Origin of the sequence: Cellvibrio fibrivorans (assembly GCF_031457055.1) — a bacterium.
Taxonomy (GTDB): domain Bacteria; phylum Pseudomonadota; class Gammaproteobacteria; order Pseudomonadales; family Cellvibrionaceae; genus Cellvibrio; species Cellvibrio fibrivorans.
This window is the reverse complement of record NZ_JAVDVX010000001.1, coordinates 102,722-128,934: the sequence shown is the minus strand read 5'-3', so window position 1 is coordinate 128,934 and position 26,213 is coordinate 102,722. Positions and strand designations below refer to the sequence as shown.

Annotated in this window: 24 protein-coding genes; 16 read left to right on the top strand and 8 right to left on the bottom strand. The window is 50.4% G+C overall.

The window, feature by feature from the left end; all coding sequences use genetic code 11:
* The first annotated feature begins 3 nt into the window (after positions 1–3).
* Positions 4–363 (top strand): dihydroneopterin aldolase, encoded by a 360-nt coding sequence (gene folB / locus J2X05_RS00585; RefSeq protein WP_310067330.1) that lies wholly within the window; start codon positions 4–6, stop codon positions 361–363.
* Positions 360–872 carry a 2-amino-4-hydroxy-6-hydroxymethyldihydropteridine diphosphokinase gene (gene folK, locus J2X05_RS00580; protein WP_310067326.1) on the top strand — a complete coding sequence of 171 codons (513 nt, stop codon included), beginning with the start codon at positions 360–362 and terminating at the stop codon, positions 870–872. The genes folB and folK overlap by 4 nt, the downstream gene beginning before the upstream one ends.
* A 2-nt stretch (positions 873–874) precedes the next feature.
* Here the strand turns inward: folK and J2X05_RS00575 are convergent, their stop codons facing one another.
* From J2X05_RS00575 to J2X05_RS00565, 3 genes are read right to left on the bottom strand one after another with little or no spacing between them, the layout of a single operon-like run.
* Complete coding sequence (locus tag J2X05_RS00575; RefSeq protein WP_310067323.1) at positions 875–1,840, bottom strand: magnesium transporter CorA family protein; 966 nt, start codon at positions 1,838–1,840, stop codon at positions 875–877.
* A 22-nt stretch (positions 1,841–1,862) separates the two neighbouring features.
* Complete coding sequence (locus J2X05_RS00570) at positions 1,863–2,624, bottom strand: pteridine reductase (RefSeq protein WP_310067320.1); 762 nt, start codon at positions 2,622–2,624, stop codon at positions 1,863–1,865.
* Positions 2,625–2,672: 48 nt separating this feature from the next.
* The gene (locus J2X05_RS00565) at positions 2,673–3,914 is read right to left on the bottom strand and encodes a multifunctional CCA addition/repair protein (RefSeq protein ID WP_310067317.1); all 1,242 of its coding nucleotides are present in this window, start codon (positions 3,912–3,914) and stop codon (positions 2,673–2,675) included.
* Positions 3,915–4,337: 423 nt separating this feature from the next.
* Between J2X05_RS00565 and J2X05_RS00560 the strand changes: the two genes are divergently transcribed.
* The 4 genes from J2X05_RS00560 to J2X05_RS00545 all read left to right on the top strand — a co-directional run bounded on the left by J2X05_RS00560 (position 4,338) and on the right by J2X05_RS00545 (position 11,048).
* Positions 4,338–5,336: a DMT family transporter gene (locus tag J2X05_RS00560; RefSeq protein WP_310067316.1), complete on the top strand. Its 999-nt coding sequence runs from the start codon at positions 4,338–4,340 to the stop codon at positions 5,334–5,336.
* 228 nt (positions 5,337–5,564) lie between these two features.
* Entirely contained in the window at positions 5,565–6,227 is a 663-nt protein-coding gene (locus J2X05_RS00555; RefSeq protein WP_310067314.1) for a TorF family putative porin, read from the top strand.
* A gap of 182 nt (positions 6,228–6,409) precedes the next feature.
* The gene (galE, locus tag J2X05_RS00550; RefSeq protein WP_310067312.1) at positions 6,410–7,438 is read left to right on the top strand and encodes a UDP-glucose 4-epimerase GalE; all 1,029 of its coding nucleotides are present in this window, start codon (positions 6,410–6,412) and stop codon (positions 7,436–7,438) included.
* A gap of 418 nt (positions 7,439–7,856) precedes the next feature.
* A complete protein-coding gene (locus J2X05_RS00545; RefSeq protein ID WP_310067310.1) occupies positions 7,857–11,048 on the top strand; it encodes a di-heme oxidoredictase family protein in 3,192 nt (1,063 codons plus the stop codon).
* 84 nt (positions 11,049–11,132) lie between these two features.
* On the opposite strand, the gene J2X05_RS00540 is transcribed toward J2X05_RS00545, so the two are convergent.
* From J2X05_RS00540 to J2X05_RS00520, 5 genes are all read right to left on the bottom strand, one after another.
* Positions 11,133–12,080: a DegV family protein gene (locus J2X05_RS00540; RefSeq protein WP_310067306.1), complete on the bottom strand. Its 948-nt coding sequence runs from the start codon at positions 12,078–12,080 to the stop codon at positions 11,133–11,135.
* A 277-nt stretch (positions 12,081–12,357) separates the two neighbouring features.
* On the bottom strand, positions 12,358–13,767 hold the full coding sequence (locus J2X05_RS00535) for an ATP-binding protein (protein WP_310067303.1): 1,410 nt from the start codon (positions 13,765–13,767) through the stop codon (positions 12,358–12,360).
* Entirely contained in the window at positions 13,754–14,431 is a 678-nt protein-coding gene (locus J2X05_RS00530) for a response regulator transcription factor (RefSeq protein ID WP_310067301.1), read from the bottom strand. The genes J2X05_RS00535 and J2X05_RS00530 overlap by 14 nt, the downstream gene beginning before the upstream one ends.
* Before the next feature lie 56 nt (positions 14,432–14,487).
* Complete coding sequence (locus tag J2X05_RS00525; RefSeq protein ID WP_310067298.1) at positions 14,488–14,865, bottom strand: PepSY domain-containing protein; 378 nt, start codon at positions 14,863–14,865, stop codon at positions 14,488–14,490.
* A gap of 100 nt (positions 14,866–14,965) precedes the next feature.
* Positions 14,966–15,526, bottom strand: coding sequence for a glycine zipper 2TM domain-containing protein (locus J2X05_RS00520; RefSeq protein WP_310067296.1), 561 nt, complete (start codon positions 15,524–15,526; stop codon positions 14,966–14,968).
* 253 nt (positions 15,527–15,779) lie between these two features.
* Here J2X05_RS00520 and J2X05_RS00515 point away from each other — a divergent pair, with 253 nt between their 5' ends.
* The 10 genes from J2X05_RS00515 to J2X05_RS00470 all read left to right on the top strand — a co-directional run bounded on the left by J2X05_RS00515 (position 15,780) and on the right by J2X05_RS00470 (position 26,131).
* Positions 15,780–17,033 (top strand): glutamate-5-semialdehyde dehydrogenase, encoded by a 1,254-nt coding sequence (locus J2X05_RS00515; protein ID WP_310069403.1) that lies wholly within the window; start codon positions 15,780–15,782, stop codon positions 17,031–17,033.
* 6 nt (positions 17,034–17,039) lie between these two features.
* The gene (gene nadD / locus J2X05_RS00510) at positions 17,040–17,675 is read left to right on the top strand and encodes a nicotinate-nucleotide adenylyltransferase (protein WP_310067294.1); all 636 of its coding nucleotides are present in this window, start codon (positions 17,040–17,042) and stop codon (positions 17,673–17,675) included.
* A gap of 64 nt (positions 17,676–17,739) precedes the next feature.
* A complete protein-coding gene (rsfS, locus tag J2X05_RS00505) occupies positions 17,740–18,087 on the top strand; it encodes a ribosome silencing factor (protein ID WP_310067292.1) in 348 nt (115 codons plus the stop codon).
* Between the two features lie 12 nt (positions 18,088–18,099).
* Entirely contained in the window at positions 18,100–18,576 is a 477-nt protein-coding gene (gene rlmH / locus J2X05_RS00500; RefSeq protein ID WP_310067289.1) for a 23S rRNA (pseudouridine(1915)-N(3))-methyltransferase RlmH, read from the top strand.
* 73 nt (positions 18,577–18,649) lie between these two features.
* Positions 18,650–20,695 carry a penicillin-binding protein 2 gene (gene mrdA, locus J2X05_RS00495; protein WP_310067287.1) on the top strand — a complete coding sequence of 682 codons (2,046 nt, stop codon included), beginning with the start codon at positions 18,650–18,652 and terminating at the stop codon, positions 20,693–20,695.
* Positions 20,688–21,842, top strand: coding sequence for a rod shape-determining protein RodA (gene rodA / locus J2X05_RS00490; RefSeq protein ID WP_310067285.1), 1,155 nt, complete (start codon positions 20,688–20,690; stop codon positions 21,840–21,842). Before mrdA ends, rodA begins: the two co-directional genes overlap by 8 nt.
* Positions 21,843–21,891: 49 nt before the next feature.
* Positions 21,892–22,932 carry a lytic murein transglycosylase B gene (gene mltB, locus J2X05_RS00485; RefSeq protein WP_310067283.1) on the top strand — a complete coding sequence of 347 codons (1,041 nt, stop codon included), beginning with the start codon at positions 21,892–21,894 and terminating at the stop codon, positions 22,930–22,932.
* Complete coding sequence (locus J2X05_RS00480) at positions 22,932–23,840, top strand: septal ring lytic transglycosylase RlpA family protein (protein ID WP_310067280.1); 909 nt, start codon at positions 22,932–22,934, stop codon at positions 23,838–23,840. Before mltB ends, J2X05_RS00480 begins: the two co-directional genes overlap by 1 nt.
* Before the next feature lie 114 nt (positions 23,841–23,954).
* Positions 23,955–25,169: a D-alanyl-D-alanine carboxypeptidase family protein gene (locus J2X05_RS00475; protein WP_310067277.1), complete on the top strand. Its 1,215-nt coding sequence runs from the start codon at positions 23,955–23,957 to the stop codon at positions 25,167–25,169.
* A gap of 236 nt (positions 25,170–25,405) precedes the next feature.
* Positions 25,406–26,131: a DUF805 domain-containing protein gene (locus tag J2X05_RS00470; RefSeq protein WP_310067276.1), complete on the top strand. Its 726-nt coding sequence runs from the start codon at positions 25,406–25,408 to the stop codon at positions 26,129–26,131.
* Positions 26,132–26,213 lie beyond the last annotated feature (82 nt).

Sequence of the window (26,213 nt, the reverse complement as noted above, 5' to 3'; positions counted from 1 at the left end):
TTTATGGATATTGTCTACATCCGCGATTTGCGTATCGATACGATTATCGGCATTTACGATTGGGAGCGCGAAGTGCGCCAGACCGTGAGTATCGATCTGGAAATGGCGAGTGATATTCGCAAAGCCGCCGAGACTGACGATATCCAGTATGCGTTGAATTACAAAGCTGTCTCCAAACGCTTGATTGCCTACGTTGAAAACCGTAATGCGCTATTGGTGGAAACGCTGGCAGAAGAAATTGCGCAGGTGATTCGTACGGAATTTAATGTGCCCTGGTTGCGTTTGCGGTTAAGCAAACCGGGTGCAGTGCGCGGTGCGCGCGATGTGGGTTTGCTGATCGAGCGCGGGGCAAAACCCGAATGACGGCGATTTATTTAAGCTTGGGCAGTAATGTTGATCGCCATAACAATATTACGGCGGCGCTGGATGCGCTGGCGGAGTTGTTTGGTGAATTGCAAATATCGTCGGTTTACGAAAGTAAATCGGTCGGTTTTGATGGCAGCAACTTTTTTAATCTGGTTGTTGGCGCCAATACGGTTTTGTCGCTTATTGAATTATCGGAAACACTAAAACGCATTGAAGATAATAATGGCCGCAAGCGTAACGGGCCAAAGTTTAGCCCGCGAACTCTGGATATCGACATTTTGACCTACGGCGATTTCGTCGGGATTGAAAACGATATTGAATTACCGCGTGCCGAAATCACCAAAAATGCGTTTGTACTTCTGCCGCTGGCTGAAATTGCGCCGGACGTTTTGCATCCGCAATTGCAAAAAACCTATCGTGATTTATGGTTGGAGTATGATCAGGCCTCACAGTCCCTGTGGGCGATTGATTTTAAATGGAGTGGCAAGATTATTTCGGTCGCGTAGCTTTATAGCCACTTCTTAAACGCAACAATTCCAAACCCTGCTGCAATTACCAGCATTCCCCCGAGTGTATAAAAATAACCGTAGGGCATGTGCAGCTCGGGCATGTTGTCAAAATTCATCCCGTAAATTCCGGCGATAAAGGTAAGTGGCACAAAAATCGCGGTAATAACTGTCAGCACGCGCATGGTGTTGTTTAGCTGGTGCGAGCTGATTGATAAGTAGCCGTTGATTAGATCCCCGCAAATTTCATAGTACATGGTGCACAAGCCGTGCAGGCGTTCACAGCGCTCGAATAGATCCTGCAAGCCGTGTTCTATATCTCCGTCTTCGTCAATTAATCGCTGCGGAATATCTTTTAATAAATTGGTGACAAGTTTTTCGTGGTAGCTAAAAATCCGTTTGAGTTTGCGTAGTCGCGATTGATAACTGATTAATTCGCGCATAACTTCGTCGTTGGGTTTTTCTTGCATTGCATCTTCCAGCTCATTGAGTGATGTTTCAAATGCAAGGATTGACTCCAAATAGCGCCCGACGGAAAAACGCATAATGCGAGATGCTAATAAGCCGGGGCTAACTAATAAATTCTCATGATGGGCATTTTCCCAATAATACGTAACGCCCAATGAATGACGCGGATGGCAGCTAATCAGGCAGCGATCACCAGCAAAAAGTGCAATGGTCATTTGCTGTATGGTGAGGTCTTTATTAAACTCGGTGATGCCGCGATATAAAATTAAGGTGTAGTTATCGAATGTTTCCGTTTTAGGCGGGTGACGAAAACGCTGTACATCCTCGATTGCTAGCGGATGGCACTGCATAGATAACAAAAATTGCTTTTCTGCGTGCGGCCCTTCATTAATCAAATCTATCCAGATATAGCTGCCATAGTCGCAACGCCAGCGCTCAATTAATTCGGCATTACCTTCAATTCGTTCACCTGCCGTGGTTAATAATTGTGTTCTTATCATGCGTTTCTCATGGGTATAAAGACTAAATCGTAATCGTACGACCACCATCGACGGTGAGTATTTGCCCGGTAATATAAGGGGATTGTGTCAAAAATAAAATTGTTCGCGCTATGTCCTGTGCTTGGCCGCGCTGCTGCAGTGGGATTTTGGCGAGCATTTTCTCTTTGTTGTCGTCCGACAATCGGTCTTCCGGTTTTTTGTGGCTATCATCTGGCCAGAGGATAGCGCCTGGTGCAATACCGTTCACACGTATCATTGGTGCCAGCTCTTGTGCCAATGTTTTGGTGAGCATCGCATTGCCCGCTTTGGCGATAGAATAAATGCTGTGTTTCTTGAGCGGCTTGTCCGCATAAATATCGGCAATGTTAATGATACAGCCGTGATATTCACCCAATTTTTTAGCGAGCGCTTGCGCAAGGAAAAACGGTGCTTTGAGATTGGAGTTAATTAACTGGTCCCAATCCTCTTCACTGGTTTCGCCAATAGGTGTGGGATAAAAACTGGAGGCATTGTTGACGAGTAAATCCAGGCGTTGCCAATGCTGCTGTGCTTGCATGGCGAGATTATTGATTTGCTCCATATTATTGAGGTCTGCAGCAATGCAGTATGCAGAATTTTCACGCTCTTCATTTAGTTCATTGGCAAGTTCTTTTGCCGCTTTATCCGACTGGTGATAGTGAATCACTACATTAAAATGCTCTTTGTGTAACTGCCGGACGATCTCGGCACCTATGCGTTTGGCGGCACCGGTTACCAGTGCCACTTTGGTGGTGGTTGCGGGCATGTGCTTATCTCTCGATAACCGCTGCGTTACTTATAGGTGAGGTTATAGTTACGCTGGGGGTGGGGTTGAAATGCTGTTCTTCAATTGAACCAGATTTTGCAGGCGCTGGCGATTAACTTCATCACCAAATTCTTTGCCGCTAAAACCTCCGCGCTGGATGGCGGTAATATCGACGGCTTGTGCTGTCTTGAATGCAGTGCGAAAAAAATCTGCCTGGGGGTAAGCGCGATTTTCAAAACCCGTACGTCCTCGTGCATCGGCCTCACAGCACAATAAAAATTGTTCGAAGCGTTCGGGGCGACGAAACGCATCATTGGATTGCAATACTTTTAATATCGTTGCCGGTTTTAATTCCAATGCGCGATGACAGTGGGTATGCCATTGCGCCACCATCATGGCCAGGTCTTTGTAATCTTTGGGGGCTGCGATACGTTCGCACAATTTTTTGACAAGCGGTAGGCTGCGATCTTCGTGGGCGATATGGCGCGGCCATTCATCGACCGGTGTCGCCGCTTTACCGACATCATGCAAGAGCGTAGCAAAACGCACGCAGGTGCTGGGCGACAGTTTTACTGCTTGTTGCAGGCTCATCAATGTATGGGTGCCGGTATCAATTTCCGGATGATGCACTGCCGTTTGCGGTACCCCAAAAAGTGCATCGATTTCAGGAAATAAACGCGTTAGTGCATGGCACGCACGCAACACTTCAACAAAAATTTCAGGATGCGGTTCGCCAAGTGCGCGTTCAATTTCTTTCCACACACGTTCCGCCACCAGATGATCTACCTCGCCGTTGGCGACCATGGTTTGCATTAATGCGATAGTTTCATCGGCTACGCGAAACCCTAATGTGTGATAGCGCGCAGCAAAACGGGCGATGCGCAGTATGCGCACCGGGTCTTCGGCAAAAGCGGGCGATACGTGGCGCAGGAGTTTGTCGGAAAGATCCTGTTGGCCGTTGTATGGATCGATGATGTTGCCATTTTCATCTTCTGCCATGGCGTTGATCGTAAGGTCGCGGCGGACCAAATCATCTTCCAGGGTCACTTCATCCCCGCAATAGAAGCTGAAGCCGCCATAACCCTTGCCGGTTTTGCGCTCGGTACGGGCGAGCGCGTACTCCTCTTTAGTGTGCGGATGCAGAAAGACAGGGAAATCTTGACCTACTGGAGTGAATCCATTGGCGACCATTTGCGCGGGGCTACTGCCCACTACCACCCAATCTCGTTCAGTGACGGTGCGGCCTAATAATTTATCGCGGACAGCGCCGCCAACCAGATATGTTTTCATTTCGTTTGGTCATTACTTTTTTGCATTAAAAATGAGGGCATGAGTATAGGGTAATTAATTGAATAAAAAAAATGCAAAAATGACTTGTGGCTGAACAGAAATTAAATTAACCTCGCTTCAGTTTTCAAAAACCTTATAACCTTAGATCAATTAATTATGTATCAAATGAATTCCATTAAGCACGCCGTCGCACTACGACCAATTTTTTGGTGCGTAGTCATGGCTCGTTGCTTGGCGGAATTTGTTGATTAGTTGAATAATCGTTATAAACAAAGGCCGCAGCATAAAAACTGCGGCCTTTTTTTGTTTTCGGGTTTCAGTTTTTTTACTTTCAGTTTGCTGATTTTTTACAGGCAGTCCTGCTGATTGTTTGCTGCGGTCATTCTCTCGTCAGTTGCTCATTGGGCAATAAGGAGTTATGCCGTGGCTGTGTTATTTGCGTATTTTTCGGTAGTGCTGATTTGGGCTACAACCCCGCTTGCTATTCAATGGAGTAGCGATAGCCTGAGTTTTATTGCTGCAGCTGTGGCGCGCATGTCAATTGCGTTGGCGATTGCGCTCTTCGTGCATGCATTATTGCGAAAATCCCTTTCCACATATTGGCAGCACCGGCACATTTATTTTGCGGCATCGATTGGTATTTTTCCCAACATGCCGGTGGTGTATTGGGGCGTGCAATTTATTCCGTCGGGTTTGGTGGCAGTCATTTTTGCGATGTCACCTTTTGTTACCGGTTTGATGACCTTGTGGCTCCTAAAACAAAATCCATTTACGCTCAGAAAAATGGTTGCGTTAGTGCTTGCACTCGCTGGTCTGGTTGTTATTTTTTATCATCAATTGCAATTTAATATTCGCTCGGTCTACGGTATCGCCAGTATTTTGCTCTCTTGCGTACTCTTTAGTTTTAGCAGTGTGTGGGTGAAAAAATTAACCCAGCAAGAAGCGGTGAGCCTTGATGCATTTCATCAAGCCAGTGGTGCGTTGCTGTTTTCATTACCGGGATTAGTGTTGAGTTGGTGGTTAATGGATGGCGCTGTGCCGCAGCAGGTTTCGGTGAAATCCGGTGCATCGGTTATTTATTTATCGATCATGGGGTCATTGGTGGGAGCGGCGCTGTTCTTTTATATTTTGCAGAGAATGTCTGCAAGTGCGGTGTCGCTTATCACCTTGATGACACCGGTATTGGCGATTGTGATTGGTAAAACCCTGGCGGATGAGGTTTTGTCGTCGCAAACATTAATCGGCGTGGCCATTGTGCTCTTTGCTTTGTTGCTTTATCTGCCATGGTCAATCCGTGCTGCGTTGGCGTCGCTAAATGCATGGTTGCTGCGCAAGTTGACTGAGCCGCCAGCGGAGGAGGGCGGAACCAGTGCGCAACAGGAACTGCAAAAAATTAAGGAATACGTTATCCGGTTTAAATGAGTTGTTTTGGTGCGTGCCAGGGTGGCGCGCTGGGTTTTTATGCACCATGCTTGTGCTTCTGCTGGTTTTGTTTAGGGTATGCAATCTTGTATTCAACTCGTAACGCGATGATTTAAAAGACAAAAATAAAACTGGCGTGGTATCTGCAATATTGCTATCAAGCTAGTGTGAATTATCAATAGCTGCCTCAAAACTAACTAGTAAAGACCATTAATAGAGGAAGAACTCATGAAGATGAAACAAAAATTAATCGCTGGTGCCATCGCTCTCTCTGCTATGGCAGGTTTTTCTGTACCAGCGGCACACGCTGAGGTTGCTGCATCTGTTGGTGCTAACAATATGTACTACTGGCGTGGTTTGGATTTAGGTAGTGGTGATGCTCAGGTTTGGGGTGACTTGAAGTTGACTGGTGCTGGCTTCTACGGTGGCGTTTGGGCTGGTTCAGGGGATGCTGTTTGGGGTACTGAATATGACACTTACGTTGGATATGGTGCATCTTTTGGTGACTTTAAATTTGATGTAAGCGTCGTGTCCTATAACTATGCCACGTATGATGTGGCGCCAGGGGACTTTGCTGAGGCAATTGTCGCCGTTGGTTATGGTCCAGTTACATTTACCTATTACGATAATATTGCTAACACTACTTATGGCGAAGGTGAAGAGATTATTGGTTTCGGTTATGACGACTACAACTACATGACCTTAGCTGCAACTTTTGGCGCATTTACCGCGAAGTATGGTGTGCATGAAGATGATTTGGCGCACGTTGATTTAACGTACGCTTACAATGAAAAACTGAGCTTTACAATTGGTAAAGTGGTTGACGACGTAGAGGGCTTTTACAATGATGAAGCTAAAATCATAGTATCTCTTAGTTTGCCGATCGAATAAATTTTAATCTGCAAAAACTGCTCACCAGAAAGGCAAGCTTCGACTTGCCTTTTTGCTGTCTGCGACCTTATAAAATAATAATTATATGATTTAATAAAAGATTCTTTCCAAGCCCTTATGCTCCCGCCCGAACTCTGGTTCAATGCGTGCGCAACGGCTTACATCTCTATAAGGAATCTTGCATGTCTCGCTCTCCTATTCTTGTTACTGGCGGTGCCGGCTTTATCGGCAGCCATGTCTGTGTTGAACTGATCAATAGCGGCTACTTGCCGGTGGTGGTCGATAATCTGTGTAACAGCAGTGCTGAATCGCTCAAGCGTGTAGCGCAAATTACCGGTGTTGAGCCTCTGTTTTTTGAGGTGGATATCAATGATAAGGACGCCCTGCGCGATGTATTCCGCACTTACGAGATAGAGGCGGTAATGCACTTTGCCGGTTTGAAGGCGGTGGGGGAGTCCAACCAGATTCCGATGAAATACTACCGTTACAACGTGGCGGGTAGCCTATCGCTCACCGAGGTGATGGAAGAGTTCAAGGTGTGGAAGCTGATCTTCAGCTCCTCGGCCACCGTCTATGGTGATCCGGTGTCGGTACCTATCGAGGAGGATTTCGCTACCTCTGCCACCAATCCTTATGGTCGCAGCAAGCTGATTGTTGAGGAAATATTGACCGATATCGCCAAGGCGCCCAACAGCCAGTGGAATATCTCCCTGCTGCGCTACTTCAACCCGGTTGGGGCGCATGAAAGCGGTCTGATTGGCGAAGATCCAGCCGGAATCCCGAATAATTTGCTGCCGTACATAGCGCAGGTGGCAATTGGCAAACTCAAAGAATTAAGCGTATTTGGAGACGATTACCCCACGGTGGATGGCACTGGTGTGCGCGATTACATCCATGTGGTTGATCTCGCTCTCGGCCATGTCGCGGCGCTTAAGAAGTTGGATCGGGCCGGCAAAGGCTGCCGCGCCTACAATCTGGGTACCGGCTCTGGTTATTCGGTCTTGCAGATGGTCAAGGCATTTGAGCAGGCGAGTGGCCGCGCTGTGCCCTACAAAATTGTGCCGCGCCGAGCGGGGGATATCGCCAGCTGCTACGCCGATCCGATCAAGGCCAAAGCGGAGTTGGGTTGGACTGCAAAATACGATCTCGCGCGGATGATGAAAGATGCCTGGCGCTGGCAGTCGCAAAATCCCAATGGCTACAACAACTGATCGTTCTGTTTAATCGTTTTACCAGAACAGCCGATGGAAGCGATTCCATCGGCTGTTTTTTTTAGGACGGTTTCGATGTAATTGGTTTTCCGCACAGTTGCGGTGTGACCAGTTATACACAAATCCATCTCACTTTTTACAGAGGCAAGTGAGATGCCCCATCTTTAAGCAGTTTTCCAAAAGTGAGAAGAGAAAGTCCGGCTAATAGTTGAAGCTTACTAGTGTGTTAGTTCATCAACACACCACCACAATTCCAATAAAAATTTTGGCGTGACAGTTGTTGTTTTCCAAAAGTCGCGCTTAACGGTAAGTCAAAACAATCAGCTAATTCCCTTGTCCGGTCAGCGCATTCAATAACGATAAGATCTCGTCAGAGGCGTGAATGCCAGTGGCTGGAAAGGAACCAGTGGAGACAATTATGCAAACCATCACCCTGGGCAGGATGCTATTTCTGCTCTGTTCACTGCTTATTAGTCACAATCTCTTTGCCCAAACGAATCTTGCGCTTAATAAGACGGCTACGGCCAGCACGTCGCTCACCTCTGCGCTCAATGCGGTGGATGGCAATGGCGGTACCCGTTGGGAATCTGCCCATGGTATTAGCCCGTCATGGTTGAGTGTCGATCTTGGCGCCAGCTATAACTTGTCTTCAGTCGTTATCGATTGGGAGGCGGCCAATGCAGCCAACTATGAGGTGCAAGGTTCAATCAATGGCACGAGTTGGAATACTATCGCCAGCCGTACCGGCGGCACTTTTGGTACGCGTACCGATACAGTCGCGGCCAGCGGTTCCTATCGCTATGTGCGCATTAATTGTACCCAGCGCAGTACCGGCAATAACTGGGGCTATTCGATCTGGGAACTGAAGGTGTATGGCGCGGTACCTGTGAGTAGCAGCGCCGCCAGCATCCCCGCGAACCTGAATCTTGCGACCGGTGCGATAGTGGCGGCCAGCAGCCAGCAGCAACCCGCCGCGTTGGCGATTGATAACAACCCCGGTACCCGCTGGGAGTCAACCCACGCCATTGACCCAACCTGGATCAGCCTGGATTTTGGCTCAGCTAAAACCCTGAATTCGGTGGTAATTGATTGGGAGGCAGCCAATGCCGCCAATTACCTTGTGCAAGGCTCGAATAACAATGCAACCTGGACCGATCTGGCGAGCCGTACCGGCGGTACTTTTGGTGCACGCACCGATACGCTTGCCGTAACCGGCTCTTATCGTTATTTGCGTGTGTATAGCACGGCGCGCAGTGCAGGCAACCAATGGGGCTATTCGATTTTTGAACTGAAAGTCTATGGTTCTGGCGGTACAGGTAGCAGCGTCGCCAGTAGTGCTACGCCTGGCAGTGTTGCTCCCAGTAGTATCCCTGCGTCTTCATCGAGCCGCTCATCGACACCGGCAGTGCCTTCATCCAGCAGTGTGGCGGCCAGTATTCCCGCCAATGTGAACTACAAGCCGCTGTTCCCGACCCAGTTTTCGCAAGAAGTATCGCGCAACTGGCGCATTGAGCCAGACGGCACCATCGTCACCTTCGGCAGCGGTCGCGCGCGGGCGCGTCATGAAGCTGAAACTATCTTCTACACCTTTCCATCGTTCTATCACGAGCACCGCACCTTCAAGTTTGAGGTGCATGATCACACCCCGAAAGGTGAATCGCGCGTAGAGATTTTCTATGAACCTGAATACGCCAACTTTAATGATATTGGCTGCCGCAAGAGTTTGTTTAACCCTTACCGTTCCTACTTTGGTGATAACGGCGGCTTCACTCGTATTGCGACTGCTGATCCGGCGACTGGCAAGGGCGAGCGCTGGCGCTGTGTGGGAACCCGTTTTGTGCCGGGTGAACGCGAAGGTCAAACGACTTTGCGCACCGGTGAGTTCTATGACTTTGAATTCCAGCAATGGTTAGGTTTCACCGAGACTGATCCAAAAGTCAGCGCCCAGCGCGTTTACTACACGGATACCTTCCGCATCAAACTGGGCAGCCCGGGTTTGTATATCGTCAACAATGATGAGCTGAATGCGAAACTGTCTGCCGGTGGCGCCGCTACGGCAGCACCAGTGCGCGCGTTTAAAGGAATCGCGCAAGCGGATGTCATCAGCACTTCCGGTGTGTTGGTGGATTCCAGTGGTCAGGGCTATATGCCGGTTCGTTCGCCACAGGGTATCGCCAAGGGCTACCAAAAGCCGTCTTATCTGGTTACCAATCCGGCCAACAATGCGACAGTGACTTATCGTGACGGTGGCCAGATTTTCACCGATCCGGTACTGGAATATGCGCCTACTGCAGCAAGCCCTTTTATTGTTGATCGCCATGATTACCTGTGGACTTCCTTCTTCCGCGAAGCCCTGAATACCCGCTGGGAAACCCACAATGGTTTCTTGAATGGCCGCCGCATTTTCCACACGGATTTTGTTAATGGTAAGCACTTTGAGCCGGGCAATCCGGATTTCCCCGAGCTGGCGAACCTGTCTACCGGCCTGACAATCAATAATTCCTGCGTGGGTTGCCATACCAATAATGGTCGCGGTTTGGCGCCAGTCGCGGGTCAGTTGCCCAATACCATGGCGGTAAAAGTCAGCTCCGGCAGTACCGATGCCCAGGGTAATGCATTGCCTCACGCGTATTTCGGCAAAGTATTACAGCCGCAATCGCGCAATGGCGGTGTACCGGCGGAAGCGACTACAAGCCTGAGTTACAGCACTGTTTCCGGTAATTTCAATGACGGCACAGCTTATCAACTGCAAGCACCCAGCTACTCGGTGCAAGTATTGGATCAGGCTGGCGGGCAAGTGAATTTCTTCTCGCCGCGCATGGCGCAAACCATTGTCGGACTGGGCTTATTGGAAGCGGTACCTGAAGCGACTTTGCTACAGCGCCATGATCTGAATGACAGCAACGGCGATGGTATTTCCGGCCGCGCGGTGCAGGTGACTGATGCCAAAACCGGTGACCAGCGTATCGGCCGCTTTGGCTGGAAAGCGAATATCGCCACGCTTGAGCAGTTCACTGCTGATGCGCTGCATGAAGATATAGGGGTAAGCACCAGTATCTTCCAGGGCCCCGCTTGTGGTGCCAACCAAACCGCCTGCCGCAATGCAGGGCCAGCGGGCGTTGAGTTGAGCGATGCGCGCGTCAATCTGGTTGCTGTATACATGCAGGCGCTGGGCGCACCGGCGCGTCGTCCCGAAACGGTCAATAACGCCGATGTCGTACGCGGTGAGCAAGTGTTTGCCAATCTCGGCTGCGGCGGTTGTCATACCCCGAGTATGACGACCGATTACGGGCACCCATTGGCAGAATTGCGCGGTCAAACCATCAAGCCCTACACCGATTTGTTGGTGCACGATATGGGTGATGGCCTGGCCGATCGCCTGACCAGCAATGCCGCGCTAAACCGCGAGTGGCGCACGCCGGCGCTCTGGGGCTTGGGTCTGACCGAGGCCGTCAATGGCCACACCCGCTTGTTACACGATGGTCGCGCACGCACTATCAACGAAGCGATTTTGTGGCACGGTGGTGAAGCGAGTGCGAGCCAATCCGCGTACAAAGCGGCGACGGCGGCGCAGCGCAATGATTTGATTAAATTCCTCGAATCCTTGTAATTAATTTGTGGCAAAAAAAACTCCCGTCAGGCAACTGGCGGGAGTTATTGCTTTTAAATTTTTGTTCTGTACTAACTAAAAAAATCACACCAAATCTTTATCTGTAGCAAATGACAATGCAAAAGATTTTGGCCCTACATTAATCGCACCGGTCATGCTCATCATCGACAGCATGGTTTTAACGTTGTACTGCTTACAGAATTCACGGAATTCCACGAGGATCGGTTCGTCTTTAATATCTTCCAACAAACCGCCATAACTCATCGCAACGACTTCGCTAGTCAAACCCTGTTGGATTTGTTTTTTTACATGGGCAAACAATTTTTCCAGCGCACCTAAAAAGCCTTTGCCGGTATCGATTTTATCGGTTGCACCGCGGTGCAATTGCACAATCGGGCGCAGGTTTAATGCGCTTGCCAATTTAAAATTAATCCATGAAATATTGTTGTCGCCTTTGCGCAGATGACGGCGTTCACGCATATAAGACAAATCATTTGGAATTAAGTAGCCGTACACCTGATCGCGCATGTTATCGATTTCGCGAATGGATTTATTCAGGGGCAAATTATCCACATGGATGCGTTTTACTAATTCATATACCAGCAGCGCGTGGCCGGTAAACATGGACATGGAATCGTACAAGCGAATGCGGAAAGGTGCGCGGCCTTCAGTTCTTTCCATCTCGCGGAATTTCGGTTCGTTTACCAGAGCCGCTTCAGACACGCGTTTGAATACATCGCTCTTTTTGCTGTTGATGGTGACGACTTGCACCAAATCGTATTTCGGCAGCAAACGCTCCCTGAGGATATCGGTCATGTCGTTGACGGAGAGTGGATCGGATTGCGCCAAACCATAGACATCGCGTGAATGATTTTTGTAAAAATTCAACATGGTTTGAGGATCACGATAATCCAGCTCCTGCCCTTTGGAGTGGTTGATATAAATGGGCAGCACTTCAATGTTGTGTTGTTGAATAAACTTTGCAGGCAAATCGCAAGTCGAATCTACGGCAATACACGTCCTGGATGACATTTTCTTTCTCCACTGGATTACAGCATTGTTGTAAGAATGGTTGGCGCCCTCCTTGGCATGTTGGTCCTTGTCGCTCCCGCTGTGTTTTTTGGTATACAGCCGTTGAGCAGATGGTGCCAGTATCGATCTTGGGACGATAAAGCAGTAGTCGCATAAATCACCGCGCTTTGTGAGGAATCGCGGAAGTTGTTGTGCGGTCAGGACGACAAGCGTGTAAGCCATGGCTTACAAAAGGTGGGCGGAAATCTGCAAAACGGTTATAAGTGAAGGAGGCTTTTTAACTGCTGATGGGAAGAATGGGTAGGCAGACGCTAAAACGCGCACCACCAAGTTCCGAGCGGTGGATGCTGATGTTGCCCTCGTAGCTGCGCACAATTTCGGCGGCGACGGCAAGGCCAATGCCCTGCCCGGGAATGGTGGTATCCAGCCGCTGGCCGCGCTCCAGAATCCGCTCAGTCTGATCGTCGGGAACACCGGGGCCGTCGTCTTCAATATCAATGCGCAGTTGGGTATCTTCAACGAACGAGCGCACGCGAACTTGTTTATTGCCGTATTTAAAGGCGTTTTCCAGCATATTGCCGAATAATTCCATTACATCCTGTTCATCGCCTGCAACTATCGAGTTGGGCGCCAAATCCAGTTCCTGCTCCATGTGTTTATGTGCATAGACTTTCTGCAGTGCGGCAAATAGCCGCTGCGCGATGGGCTCAAGGCGGGTACGACGGAAGGTGCCTTTTTGCTGGCTGGAGACCGCTCGCTGCAATTGGTAAGTCACGACCTGGTTCATGCGCGCCACCTGTTCGCTGGCAATTTGCTGCAGCTCGCCGTCGGATTCCACACCTTCAACCAGCTTGCTTTGCAACACGGCCAGCGGTGTTTTCAGGCTGTGGGCGAGGTCGGCCAAGCTGTTGCGGTAACGCTGGCGCAAGGCCTGTTCGCGCTCCAATACCTGGTTGAGGTTATCGACAATTTTTTGTAGTTCTCTGGGGTGTTCGCCAGCGATATTGCTGGTGTCGCCGCTCTGCATCGCTTTTAGCGCCTGTGCCAATTTCCCCAGCGGGCGAAGGCCCCAGCGCAGGATCAGCGTTTGCGCGATCAATAAAAAAATCCCTGCCGCGCCCAGCCAGCGCCAGAGTTCATTGCGGTAGGCTTTGAGTTCGGCGGTGTATTCATCGGCACTGTGCGCAACAACAAAGTGGAATGGAGTGGGGGTGCCGCGTGCATCTTCCCACTTGACCGTGTAGCGCGCGATAAAGTGCAGGTTGCCGCCCAGCAGTTTCTCGCTGAACAGCATTTTGCCGGGGGTGTTGCTTTTGGCGATGCGTTTGTAGTCCGGCGGGTCGCTCAGGGCTGCCGAGTTGGAACGCCAGACCAGCTTGGATTGGTTGTCGAAAATGTAGCTATAGAGTCCGGAATTGGGATGTTCAAAGTCGGCGTCGCTGAGGGTGACGGGCATGCGCAGACTGTGGATTTTCTCGTTTTTGGTGATGGGTTCAGCCACGCTCATTAATAGGTTGACGTGGCCGCGCAAGCGCGAACGCTCGGCCACCTCCAAACTGTTTTCAAACGCGCGGTCAAGGAAGAAGCCGGTCAGCCCCAAAAACAGTGGCAGCAGCAGCGCCGATGCCAGCAGCAGGCGCGAGGCAATCGACGAGAAGCGGGCGATCACGGGCTTACTGCTTATCAAGGTTGAACCGGTAGCCGAGGCCGCGCTGTGTGCTGATCAAATTCAAGCTGCCATCCGGATCGAGTTTTTTACGCAAACGGCCGACAAATACTTCGATCACGTTGCTATCGCGGTCGTAATCCTGCGCATATAGGTGTTCAGTCAGCTCGCTTTTGGAGATGTTCTTACCAGCGTGTAGGGCGAGATAGGTGAGGGTGTTGTACTCAAAGCTGGTGAGTTCAACTTCGGTTTCATCGCGGTGCACACGTTTGGCGCTGGTATCAATCGTGATGGGTCCGTAGCGCAAGACTGAGGAGGCATGGCCGCTGGCGCGACGCAACAGAGCATGGATGCGCGCGCGCAACTCTTCCGGGTGGAAGGGTTTGGTCAGGTAATCGTCGGCACCGGCTTCCAGGCCACTAACTTTGTCCTGCCAATTGCCGCGTGCGGTCAGAATCAAAATGGGGAAGTTGCGCTCTTTGGCGCGCAGTTCGCGGATCAGTTGAGTGCCGTCTAGCAGCGGTAGCCCCAAGTCGATGATCGCCAGATCGTAGTCATATTCGCTGCCGAGGAACAGGCCTTCGCGGCCATCGGCGGCGGCATCACAGGCATATTTTTCGGTGGCCATCAGGCTGAGAATTTGTTCGCGCAGGGGTTTTTCATCTTCAACGATCAAAATACGCATGGATCGGTCCTGGATTTATTGATGGATTAAGTGCAGTGGTTAAATCGAGAGAATTACTAGTGGTTGAGCAATTGACCAGTTTGGCCATCGACATTAATAACGCGCATGCGCCCGGCGTTGAGTACTTTAACACCATAGACCACGCGGGTATCGTCTTGCTGCGTATTGACGCTCATGACTTGTCCACCCACTTTGTTGCGCACCAATTCGGCGGCTTCAGCGGGCGAGAGTTTGGGTTCCGGGGCAGTCGGGGCAATGGTATCAGTATCGATCAGGCTGTTATCTGGTTCACTGGAGGGAAGCCCCATGTCACTGCCGATCAAGTCATTGGACTGGGCAATACCCAGTTGGCAGCTCAATAGCAGCGTTGCCAACAAAAGGAATGTTTGCAGAAAAGGGCCGGGGCGCACGCGGAAGGTTTTTGAGTACAGCATGACAAATTCCAACAAGAAGGCATTCAAATAAATTCTACGCCTTCACTATCGCCCGTGTTTTGGCAAAGGTCAATTTGACCTTTGCCAATTCGTTGAGTGATTAATGACGGCCTCTCACATGCACAATGCGGGCGCCGGGGTGATGACGGGTTTCTGTGTGATAGATACGGTCATCGTAGGCGTAGGTCACATCATAACCGACTAGCTGGCGTTCATATTCGGTGCGGTAACGCGTGTTGCAGACCTCGCGGTCTTCATAGCGCGTTACACGGCGGCTGCCGCCAGCAACATCGTTGCCAATGGCTGCACCAATTAGGCCACCGGCAGCAGTTGCGTGGTTGCTGCGGCCAACTTCATGGCCAATCGCCGCACCGATCAAGCCACCCACTACGGTGCCTTTAAAAGAATCGCCGCCGCGTTGACGCTCGCTGTAGGCCACCGTTTCGACATGGCAGGAATCCATGGGTACTTCTACAGCGACGGTGCGGTAAATCGGTCTGCTCGACACCACGCGCGCATATTCGGTGTACTCAACCACGTGGTAAGAATGGCGATGGTGGTCGTGGTGTTTGTGCTTATGGTGACGGTCGCGATCAGCCAGGGCGTTGTTAGCCAGCAACAGGCTGCTGGCCAGGGTGCTGATTAATAACAGGCTTTTCATGATGTATATCTCGTATGGTTGATGGTGACTCCCGGTTGGTTGGGAGTGGAACCAGACTAAGCCTTTTAAGATGAACGAAAACTGAAATGTCACCGAGCAATCTTGTGCGTTCCGTCGCAATCCGGATAAACCGCGTTAAAGAGTCTGAATCGCGGAAATAAAGCCAGCTTCAGCGCCAAAAGTGTGCGCAACTCGGGTTATAATCGCGGCCATTTTTTCTGAATTGCCCGCAACAGGTTGTTTCATGTCTGAATTGAACGTTAAAGAGTACATGGCCGAGCTTGGCCGCAAAGCGCGTATCGCCTCCCGTGTGATCGCTGCTGCCCCCACTGCATTGAAAAACAAAGCGCTGTTGGCGATTGCCAATGAATTGGATAAATCGCGTATTACGCTGGTGTCGGAAAATCAAAAGGACCTTGCAGCTGGCAAAGCAAATGGCCTAGATGCCGCCATGCTCGACCGCTTGGCTGTTAAGCCAGCGACGATCGACGGCATGATTGAAGGCTTGCGCCAGGTCGCGGCGCTCGCTGATCCCTGCGGTGAAATCACCGGTATGAGCTATCGCCCGAGCGGCATCCAGGTGGGCAAAATGCGCGTGCCTTTGGGGGTGGTGGGGATCATTTACGAATCGCGCCCCAACGTGACTATCGATGCGGCGAGTCTGTGCTTAAAATCCGGTAACGCGGCAATTTTGCGTGGCGGCAGTGAGGCTATCCATTCCAATCGTGCCATCGCCAATTGTTTGCAAGCTGGTCTGAAAGCGGCTGGTTTACCTGCCGATGTGGTGCAAGTGGTGGAAACCACAGACCGCGCAGCTGTGGGTGAGTTGATCACCATGCCGCAATTTGTGGATGTGATTGTTCCTCGCGGTGGTAAAGGCTTGATCGAACGTATCAGCACTGATGCAAAAGTACCGGTGATCAAACACCTCGATGGTATTTGCCATGTGTACATTGACGATAAGGCGGATCTCGACAAAGCCTTCACCATTTCCATGAACGCCAAGACCCATCGCTACGGTGTGTGCAATGCGATGGAAACCTTGCTGGTGCATGAGCAAGTTGCCGCGCAAATTCTGCCGCGCCTCGCTGCGGCTTACGCTGAAAAAGGTGTTGAGCTGCGCGGCGATGAAAAGACCCGCGATCTGATCAGTGCCAATGTGGCGACTGAAGAAGATTGGGCGACCGAATATCTCGCGCCAATTTTGTCGATCAAAATTGTGTCCGGTTTGGATGAAGCCATCGCGCATATCAACCAATACAGTTCGCAACATACCGATGCAATTGTCAGTGAAGACTACACCCGCGCGCGCCGCTTTATTACCGAGGTAGATTCAGCGTCGGTAATGGTCAATGCCTCAACCCGTTTTGCTGATGGTTTTGAATACGGTTTGGGCGCTGAAATTGGGATCTCCACCGACAAAATCCATGCACGCGGCCCGGTTGGTCTTGAAGGCCTGACCTCGCAAAAATGGGTGGTGTTTGGCGATGGACACATCCGTGCGTAACCCCTCATGCGCAAGCGCATAGGTATTTTCGGCGGTACGTTTGATCCGATCCATATCGGACACTTGCGCATCGCACTGGAACTAAAACAACAGCTGCAATTGGATGAAATGCATTTGCTGCCGTGTTATTTGCCTCCGCATCGTCCAACACCCGGGGCGAGTGCAAGCCAGCGCGTGGACATGCTGGAGATAGCGTTGCAAAGCTGCACGGAATTGCGAATAGATAAGCGCGAATTGCAGCGCGATAAACCTTCCTATACTTACGACACCCTGCATGAATTGCGTGCTGAAGTAGGCGAACACAACAGTTTGTGTTTGTGTATGGGAATGGACAGTTTTGCGACGCTCGATACCTGGCATAACTGGACGCAATTGTTGCAGTTGGCACATATCGTAGTCGTTGCGCGTCCGGGTTGGTTTTTGCCGGAGTCGGGAGCAGTGGCCGATTTGTTGCAATCCAATCGCGCTGATAGCACGGTGATTTCGCAAAAGTCAGCGGGTGCGATTGTGTTGTTGGAGCAGCGGTTACTGCCCATCTCCGCTACTGATATTCGCGCGCAAATTCACGCCGGAAATTCGCCGCAGTTTTTGGTGCCCGATGGAGTTTGGAATTACATTCGCAGCAATGGTCTTTATCAATAAGCCGCGCTCTTGATTAATCTTTTTTACATTTTATTTTTTGAATTTTTTATTAATAGGTAACTGAATGTCAGATTTAAACAAAGCGATCATTAACGCCCTTGAAAACCTCAAAGGCAAAGACATAGTGACGCTCGATGTGCACGAACTCACCGATGTGATGGACACCCTGATTATTGCCAGCGGTACCTCCAGCCGTCACTCGCGTTCATTGGCTGAAAACTTGGTGGAAGAAACCAAAAAAGCCGGCTTTCGCGCACTGGGCATTGAAGGTTTGGAAACCGGTGATTGGGTGTTGGTGGACTACGGCGATACAGTGGTGCATGTGATGCAACAGGAAGCGCGTGATTATTACGAGTTGGAAAAACTCTGGTCGATGAAACCGGCCAATCGTGACAAACCCATTAGCGGTTGATAAATAGTCGCTATGCGCATTCGCATTATCGCTGTTGGCACTAAAATGCCCGACTGGGTTGAAGCTGGCTATGCGGAATACGCCAAACGTATGCCGCGCGATGTCACGGTAGAAATGGTGGAATTGCCGCTCGCCCAGCGCAGTAAAAATAGCGATATTGCCAAGGCGATGGAAAAAGAAGGCGAGGCCATGCTCGCGGTGATTGAAAAAGGCGGCAAAGACGAACAAGTGATTGCACTTGAGGTCAAAGGCAAGCCCTGGAGCACCGAACAGCTCGCGGAAAATCTCGCGGGCTGGAAAATGAGTGGATCAAATTATTCATTGCTGATCGGTGGCCCTGATGGTTTGGCGCCGGCGTGCTTGGCGCTGGCAACAATAAAGTGGTCGCTCTCTCCGCTCACCTTGCCTCATCCTTTGGTGCGCATTTTGGTGATCGAGCAACTTTATCGAGCCTGTACGATTTTGCAAAATCATCCATATCACAAATAATGATATCGCCAAAGCCAGGTTAAAAAACCTACAACACTATCAACCTTGATTTATACGAGTTCCCGACCCGAACATGCAAGAATCCCAACAGTTTAAAGATCACCAGCGCGAGGCAAAAATATTTCGCAGCCGCGTAGTGGTGATGGCGGTATTTATGCTGCTGTTGGTGTCAATCCTGGTGTATCGCTATTACGATTTGCAAATCGTCAATTACGAAGAGTACGCCACCCAATCTGATCGCAATCGCGTACACGTGCAGCCGGTTCCACCAACCCGCGGTTTGATCTTTGACCGCAATGGCGAACTGCTTGCCGATAACAAAGCGAGTTTTACTCTCTCGGTTGTCAGTGCTGATGCCACCGAATTGAACAACACGATTGAGTTGCTTAAAAGCCTGATTGAAATTAGCGCGTCGGATTTGGGTAAGTTCTATAAAGCCCAAAAACAGCGTCGCCATAAACTCGACCCAGTTCCCCTGCGCTATCGTCTCACTGAAGAAGAAATTGCGCGCCTTGCGGTAAATCAGCATTTATTGGACGGTGTAGAGGTCAATGCGGAGCTGGTCCGCAATTATCCGCACAAGGACATGTTTGCCCATGTGATTGGCTATACCGGGCGCATCAGTGAAAAGGAGGTGGATGCGTTCACGCCTGAGCAATTGCAGCGTTATTCCGGTACCCACGCCATTGGTAAGATTGGGATCGAGGCGAGTTACGAAGATGTGTTGCTGGGTGAAGTTGGCAGCCAGAACGTGGAGACCAATGCACGCGGTCGTGTTATGCGCATTCTTGATCGCATAGATTCCAAGCAGGGCAGCGATTTGCGCCTGCATTTGGATGCGCGCATGCAGGAGACCGCCGTCGCTGCCATGCGTGGCCGGCGCGGCGCAGTAGTGGCGATTGATGTGAAAACCGGCGGCGTTTTAGCGGCGGTGAGCTACCCCGGTTTTGACCCTAATTTGTTTGTGACGGGCATTGGCTATCGCGATTACAAAAGCCTTAATGAGGACATAGATACCCCGTTGTTTAACCGCTTTTTACAGGCTCAATACCCGCCCGGTTCAACTATAAAGCCGGTGATTGGTCTTGCTGGTTTGCATACGGGGTTTACCGATGTCAATCGCGCCATTTCGGACCGCGGCGTATTTACCTTGCCCGGCAGTTCACGTCTCTATCGCGATTGGGTGCTGGCCAGAACCGGTGGTGGCCATGGCCGGGTGGATCTCAAAGCGGCCATTTCCCAATCCTGTGATACCTACTTCTGGGATCTGGGCAACCGCATGGGGATCGACAATATCAGTAGTTTTGGCGGGCATTTTGGCCTCGGTAACCTCACCGGCATAGATATTCCCAGCGAACGCAAAGGCCTGTGGCCATCGCGTGAGTGGAAGCGTGCGGCGCGGCGCGAAGCCTGGTACCCGGGCGATACGGTCAATATTTCCATTGGGCAGGGCATGGTATTGGCAACGCCTATGCAATTGGCGGTGATGACTGCCACTATCGCCAATCGCGGTGTCCGCTATCGGCCGCAATTTATCCAGAAAATTGGCGATCAGGTGCATCAGCCGATTGTCGATGAGATATTCGAAACCAAACCCGAATATTGGGATGCGATTATCGGTGGCATGGAAGAGGTAATGCACGGTGCACGCGGCACGGCGCGGCGGGTATCGGAGCGCTCTGAATATCGGATGGCGGGCAAGTCGGGTACGGCGCAGGTAGTAGCTATCGCCCAAAACGCCAAATACAACTCAGCGGCGCTGAAAGAACGCCATCGCGACCACGCCCTGTTTGTGGCCTTTGCGCCGGTTGAGGCACCGCAAATTGCAGTGGCGGTGATGCTTGAAAATGCTGAAGGGGGATCGAGCCAAGCCGCACCAGTTGCGCGCGCGATGATGGATGCCCATCTCTTGGGTTATTACCTCAAAGCTGACGAATTTGTTCCCCCGGTAGGATTCCACCACGCTGCCATTATCAAGCGCGCGAACAACTACATCTCCGAGCGCAAAGCCGTGCGGGTGGCTAAAGAGGCGGAATTAGCTGCTAAAGCGGCCGTGCAAGCTGTAGATACTTCTTCATCAGCTGCGCCTGCTGCGGTTCCGGAGACCACTCATGAGTAAACAGGATTTCCTGCGACGCATGCCGGAGGCGGCGAGTGCTTTCAGCCGCCGCGCGCGTCTCGCCGAGCGTCTGCATATCGATTTTTTCCTGCTGCTGCTGTTGATGTTGCTGACAGTGATTGGCCTGACGGTGCTCTACAGCGCCAGTGGGCACAACTTGCCGAGCGTGGAAAAGCAGGGCACTTTTTTTATGATTGCCTACGTCACCATGTTTATAGTCGCGCAGATTCCGGTCGAGTTTATGCGGCGCATGGCGCCCTTCGCCTATGTGGGTGGCGTCTTGTTATTGCTGGCGGTGACTATTTTTGGCGATATTTCCATGGGCGCCCAGCGTTGGCTACAGATCGGCAGCTTCCGTTTCCAGCCATCGGAAATCATGAAACTCGCCATGCCCATCACCATTGCGGCCTACCTCAGCCGTGGCTTTTTACCGCCGCGATTCACTCAGGTCATCATAGTGCTCGGGTTGATCGGTCTACCCACAGCCCTGATTATCGAACAGCCCGACTTGGGCACCTCCATCCTGGTCGCCACTTCGGGCATTATGGTGCTGTTTTTCTCCGGCCTGCTCTGGCGATATATCGCGGCTGCCGTGGTGGTGTTTGGCGCAAGTCTTTGGCCGATCTGGCATTTTATGCTGCACGATTACCAGCGCCAGCGGGTGCTGACCATGCTTGACCCCACGCAGGATCCACTGGGAACCGGGTGGAATATAATCCAGTCGAAAACGGCAATTGGCTCTGGTGGCCTGTCGGGCAAAGGCTGGATGGAAGGCACCCAATCGCGCCTGGATTTCCTGCCTGAAGGCCATACGGATTTTATTATTGCGGTCATGTCAGAAGAGTTTGGCTTGCTCGGGGTGATACTCTTGTTGGCCATTTATGCGATGGTCATTATTCGTGGCTTGATGATTGCCGTGAACTCGCAAAGCAGTTTTGGTCGCTTGCTCGCCGCCGCCGTGAGTTCAACGTTTTTTGTTTATGTGTTCGTCAATATGGGTATGGTGTCAGGCATAGTGCCGGTGGTCGGTGTACCCTTACCCCTGATCAGCCAGGGCGGCACGGCGATTGTTGCGCTCTTTGCCGGTTTTGGTCTGTTGATGGCGATTGCCACCGAGAAAAAACGGGTAATGACACCCCAGTCTTGATCCATATACCGCCGGTTAGTGGATAGGAAAATGCGTTAAACGAGGTTTTATGTTGTCTTTCTGTTATAGCGTTTCAAAAAAATGCCTGAGTATTCTAGCGGGGGCAAGCCTGAGTGTTATTGCGGCGGCGGATTACAGTCAGCATCCACTGGCGGCTGGTTTTGTCGATGAAATGGTAAAGCAGCATGGCTTTACCGCCGAGGAAATTACTCAATGGTTGAGTAAGGCAGAAAAGCGTCAACCGATTTTGGAGGCGATTGCGCGCCCGGCAGAAAAATCCAAAACCTGGAAAGAATATCGGCCGATTTTTATCGTGCCTATGCGCATCACCAATGGTGTTGCGTTTTGGAATGAGCATCGCGCCGCACTGACGCGCGCCGAAAAAGAATACGGTGTGCCCGCCGAAATTATCGTGGCGATTATCGGTGTGGAAACTAACTACGGCAAAAATACCGGCAGCTGGTATGTGATTGATGCGCTCACCACCCTTGCTTTTGATTATCCGCCGCGCGCGCCATTTTTCCGCTCTGAATTGGTGAATTATTTTATTCTCACGCGCGAGCAAAAACACAACCCGCTGGAGTTCAAAGGCTCTTATGCAGGTGCCATGGGCTATGGTCAATTTATGCCATCAAGCTACCGCAATTTTGCTGTCGATTTCAGCGGTGATGGTTTTACCGATATCTGGAATAACCCCACCGATGCGATTGGCAGTGTCGCCAACTATTTCAAAAAGCATGGATGGCAAACCGGCAAAGCGGTTGTGGTTCCAGCCAGGTTAACCAAAGCGCGCGATACTCTGTTGGCCAACGAGTCATTCAATAAAGTAGAACCACCCAGTATTAAAGTGAGTGAATGGAAAAAAGCAGGTATCACATCCACCAAAAAAATTGCCCGGAATACTCCGGCGATCGCGATTGAATTTGATGGCGCCAATGGCTTGGAATATTGGCTCGGCTTACAGAATTTTTACACCATCACCCGCTACAACCGCAGCCCCATGTACGCCATGGCAGTGTACGATTTAAGCCTTGATATCCAACAAGCGATGCATAACATCGATAAACTATCTGCGGGAGCAGCCCACTAATGCTATCAATGCCCCGAACTGGCTCTGCCAATAAAATACAAAAAAGAAATATCGCACTGGTATTCATTTGCTGTGTTTTATTGGCGGCCTGTTCGGGCAATAAACCCAAGTCCGGTAAGCCCACTAAATCCTCTGAGCCATACAACCCCAATGATGGCCGCTACGAACACGATAAGGATTTTGGGCCAAGCGAAGACATTGATATGTCGCACGTGCCCGATGCGGTGCCGCGCTATGAAACACGCACCCGGGCAGGCAATAAAAATCCTTACACTGTGCTCGGCAAAACCTATCACCTGATCAAAGATGAAAGTTCCTATCGCGAGCGCGGTTACGCTTCCTGGTACGGCAATAAATTTAATGGACACAATACGTCCAATGGCGAACGCTACGATATGTACGCCATGACCGGTGCACATAAAACCTTGCCGATTCCCTCTTACGTGCGCGTGACCAATTTGGATAATGGCAAAAGCGTCGTTGTGCGTATTAATGACCGCGGCCCTTTTCACCAGGGACGCATTGTGGATTTGAGTTACGCCGCAGCGCAGCGCATTGGTATCCATAAAACTGGCACTGGCAGGGTCGAAGTAGAAATTGCATTGCCCGGTGATGCGGCGCCCATCCCGCGCCGCGCCGATAGCAAAACGCCAAAAAATCTTGAGCCGGCATTACCAGCGGGTACTTATTTACAGTTGGGTGCATTCAGCCAAAAAGATTCTGCACAGCAATTTGCGGCGAGTGTAGGTAGCAAACTGACTTATCCGGTCATCATTAAATCTGCGGCACAACCTAAACAGGTACACCGCGTGCGCGTTGGCCCATTTAAAGACGCAAAAAGTTTGCAAGATGCTCGCGACCAATTAGCGCGGATTAAAATTTTTGAAGCGCATGTGGTTTATCAGTAAATCCGGTAGCGCTTGCACTTGAGATTCAGGTTTGATTCACGCCGCTGCTTTACTGTTACAATTCGCGAATTCAAATTTTCTTTTTTATTTCGTTTTACAGAGTGTTAATCCACCATGATTAAAAAATTATTAGCCAGTGTCCTGCTGGTCAGTTCAGGCCTCACCTTTGCACAGCAGCCAGCTGCACCAGTTCCATCTGCTACTTTGCCTACGCCGACTCCTGGGCAGGTTGTCGAACAAAAGCCAGTGGTTATTCCTGCAGCGCCCCAATTGGCTGCGACCGGTTTTATTTTGGTTGATGCTACTACTGGCAGCATTGTGGCCGAGAGCAATTCTGAACAGCGTTTACCTCCTGCGAGCCTCACCAAAATGATGTCCAGTTATTTGGTGGTTGACGAAATTGAAAAAGGCCGCATCACCGAAGATGCTATGGTGAACATCAGCGTAAAAGCCTGGAAAATGGGCGGCTCACGCATGTATGTAAAAGAAGGCACACAAGTGTCAGTTATCGATTTATTGCGCGGTGTGATTATCCAATCGGGCAACGATGCAACCGTAGCGCTCGCTGAATATGTGTCCGGCAATGAAGATGCCTTTGTCGATAAAATGAACCAAACTGCAGCGCAGTTGGGTATGGTCAATACCCATTTTGAAAACTCAACTGGATGGCCGGCAGAAGGTCACTTGACTACGGCAAAAGATTTGGCGGTGCTTGCGCGTGCGATCATTAATGACCATCCAACTCACTATCCGATCTACGCCGAGAAATATTTTTTCTATAACAACATTCGTCAACCCAACCGCAATTTATTGTTGAACCGCGACGAGACTGTTGACGGCTTAAAAACCGGCCACACGGAGGAAGCGGGTTATTGCTTAGTGGCATCGTCTAAACGTGAAAACACCCGTTTTATTGCTGTGGTGATGGGCACCGAAAGTGAAAGTGCGCGCGCTGCCGAAACACAAAAATTACTGGCTTATGGATTCCGCTACTTCCAGACCACCCAACTTTATCAAGCGGGTCAGCAGGTGAGTAGTTCGCGCGTGTGGGCAGGTAAAACCCAGGAAGTCACACTCGGCATCCCTAATAATATTGTGCTGACCTTACCTAAAGGCCGCGAACAATCACTGCAAGCAAAAATGCATATCAATGAAATCATTAAAGCCCCGATTGCTGTCGGACAGGAGTTGGGCAACCTCACCGTTGAGCTGGATGGCCAATTGTTGGTGAATACCCCGATTGTTGCGCTGCAAGCAGTCGAAGAAGCCGGATTTTTTGCGCGTCTACTCGACAATTTGAAATTATTCTTTCGCAATTTATTCAGCTGATCGCTAGAATCAATCCGTTGGTAGTTGCTCTGTTTGGGTGCGCAGGCAACTACCCGGAACCTCTGAATCTCTCTCCTCCAGTTCGTTAAGAATTGATCGGCTTCAGCAATTCCGACAATACAGGTATTGCTGTTCCAGTTGACTCCGGTATTGTTTTGATTTGTTGATGTGCTGCGGTGAAGCGGCTCAGATGTTCACATCAACTTACTCAGAAATAACAAATCAAGGAGCTTTTTGTGTCTACTAATCCCTACCAAACCCCCGAAGGTCAATTGACCACTGATGATCAAGCCGTTGGCGAGATCAAGTTTTTCTCTCCTTCCTCACGTATTAACCGTCTGCGCTATTGGGCTCACGGTGCATTATTTGCGATAGGCTTTTACGCAATTTTAGCTGTGGGTGGCGGTCTGTTTGCATTTGTGTCTCCATGGGTGGGCGTGCCTATTATGGCTGTTGCCTATATTGGATTGTTGGTGTTCAGCGTTATCGTGATGATCCAGCGTTTGCATGATTTGAATAAAACCGGTTGGATGTGGTTGCTTGCGTTAGTACCTTTTGCAAATATTTATTTGCTCATTATTTTGATCTTCTTCAAAGGTACTCCCGGCCGCAACAATTACGGCCTGCAAACTCCGCCGAATAAAACCTGGCACTGGGTTGTAGCACTTGGTTTCCCTGTAGTGGCATTGGTGTTGATTTTGGCTTTCGCGTTACCAGCGTACAACCAATACATGCAAGCAATGCAACAGGATTTCAGCGGCCAGTACGACCAATCCCAAACTGATGCTTACCCAACTGAATACACAGAAGAGGGGGCAGTTGAAGACACCACTTACAGCGAGGAAACCGTTGAAGAGGGTGTGTCATATGAATCTGTAGAAGACGAAGTAATCGAAGATGACGCGATTGATGCTGCGGAAGCGGAAGTAATCGAAGCAACTGAATCCGAAACACCGCAGTAAATTACATCTGGTTTAAAAATAAGGCAGCTTCGGCTGCCTTTTTTATAGGGAAATTTACAGGTATCTAAGTGAGCACAATGAG

Coding starts and splice junctions, on each gene's coding strand:
- folB (WP_310067330.1), top strand. CDS start 4: ATGGATATTGTCTACATCCGCGATTTGCGTATCGATACGATTATCGGC.
- folK (WP_310067326.1), top strand. CDS start 360: ATGACGGCGATTTATTTAAGCTTGGGCAGTAATGTTGATCGCCATAAC.
- J2X05_RS00575 (WP_310067323.1), bottom strand. CDS start 1,840: ATGATAAGAACACAATTATTAACCACGGCAGGTGAACGAATTGAAGGT.
- J2X05_RS00570 (WP_310067320.1), bottom strand. CDS start 2,624: ATGCCCGCAACCACCACCAAAGTGGCACTGGTAACCGGTGCCGCCAAA.
- J2X05_RS00565 (WP_310067317.1), bottom strand. CDS start 3,914: ATGAAAACATATCTGGTTGGCGGCGCTGTCCGCGATAAATTATTAGGC.
- J2X05_RS00555 (WP_310067314.1), top strand. CDS start 5,565: ATGAAGATGAAACAAAAATTAATCGCTGGTGCCATCGCTCTCTCTGCT.
- galE (WP_310067312.1), top strand. CDS start 6,410: ATGTCTCGCTCTCCTATTCTTGTTACTGGCGGTGCCGGCTTTATCGGC.
- J2X05_RS00545 (WP_310067310.1), top strand. CDS start 7,857: ATGCAAACCATCACCCTGGGCAGGATGCTATTTCTGCTCTGTTCACTG.
- J2X05_RS00540 (WP_310067306.1), bottom strand. CDS start 12,080: ATGTCATCCAGGACGTGTATTGCCGTAGATTCGACTTGCGATTTGCCT.
- J2X05_RS00530 (WP_310067301.1), bottom strand. CDS start 14,431: ATGCGTATTTTGATCGTTGAAGATGAAAAACCCCTGCGCGAACAAATT.
- J2X05_RS00525 (WP_310067298.1), bottom strand. CDS start 14,865: ATGCTGTACTCAAAAACCTTCCGCGTGCGCCCCGGCCCTTTTCTGCAA.
- J2X05_RS00520 (WP_310067296.1), bottom strand. CDS start 15,526: ATGAAAAGCCTGTTATTAATCAGCACCCTGGCCAGCAGCCTGTTGCTG.
- nadD (WP_310067294.1), top strand. CDS start 17,040: ATGCGCAAGCGCATAGGTATTTTCGGCGGTACGTTTGATCCGATCCAT.
- rsfS (WP_310067292.1), top strand. CDS start 17,740: ATGTCAGATTTAAACAAAGCGATCATTAACGCCCTTGAAAACCTCAAA.
- rlmH (WP_310067289.1), top strand. CDS start 18,100: ATGCGCATTCGCATTATCGCTGTTGGCACTAAAATGCCCGACTGGGTT.
- mrdA (WP_310067287.1), top strand. CDS start 18,650: ATGCAAGAATCCCAACAGTTTAAAGATCACCAGCGCGAGGCAAAAATA.
- rodA (WP_310067285.1), top strand. CDS start 20,688: ATGAGTAAACAGGATTTCCTGCGACGCATGCCGGAGGCGGCGAGTGCT.
- mltB (WP_310067283.1), top strand. CDS start 21,892: ATGTTGTCTTTCTGTTATAGCGTTTCAAAAAAATGCCTGAGTATTCTA.
- J2X05_RS00480 (WP_310067280.1), top strand. CDS start 22,932: ATGCTATCAATGCCCCGAACTGGCTCTGCCAATAAAATACAAAAAAGA.
- J2X05_RS00475 (WP_310067277.1), top strand. CDS start 23,955: ATGATTAAAAAATTATTAGCCAGTGTCCTGCTGGTCAGTTCAGGCCTC.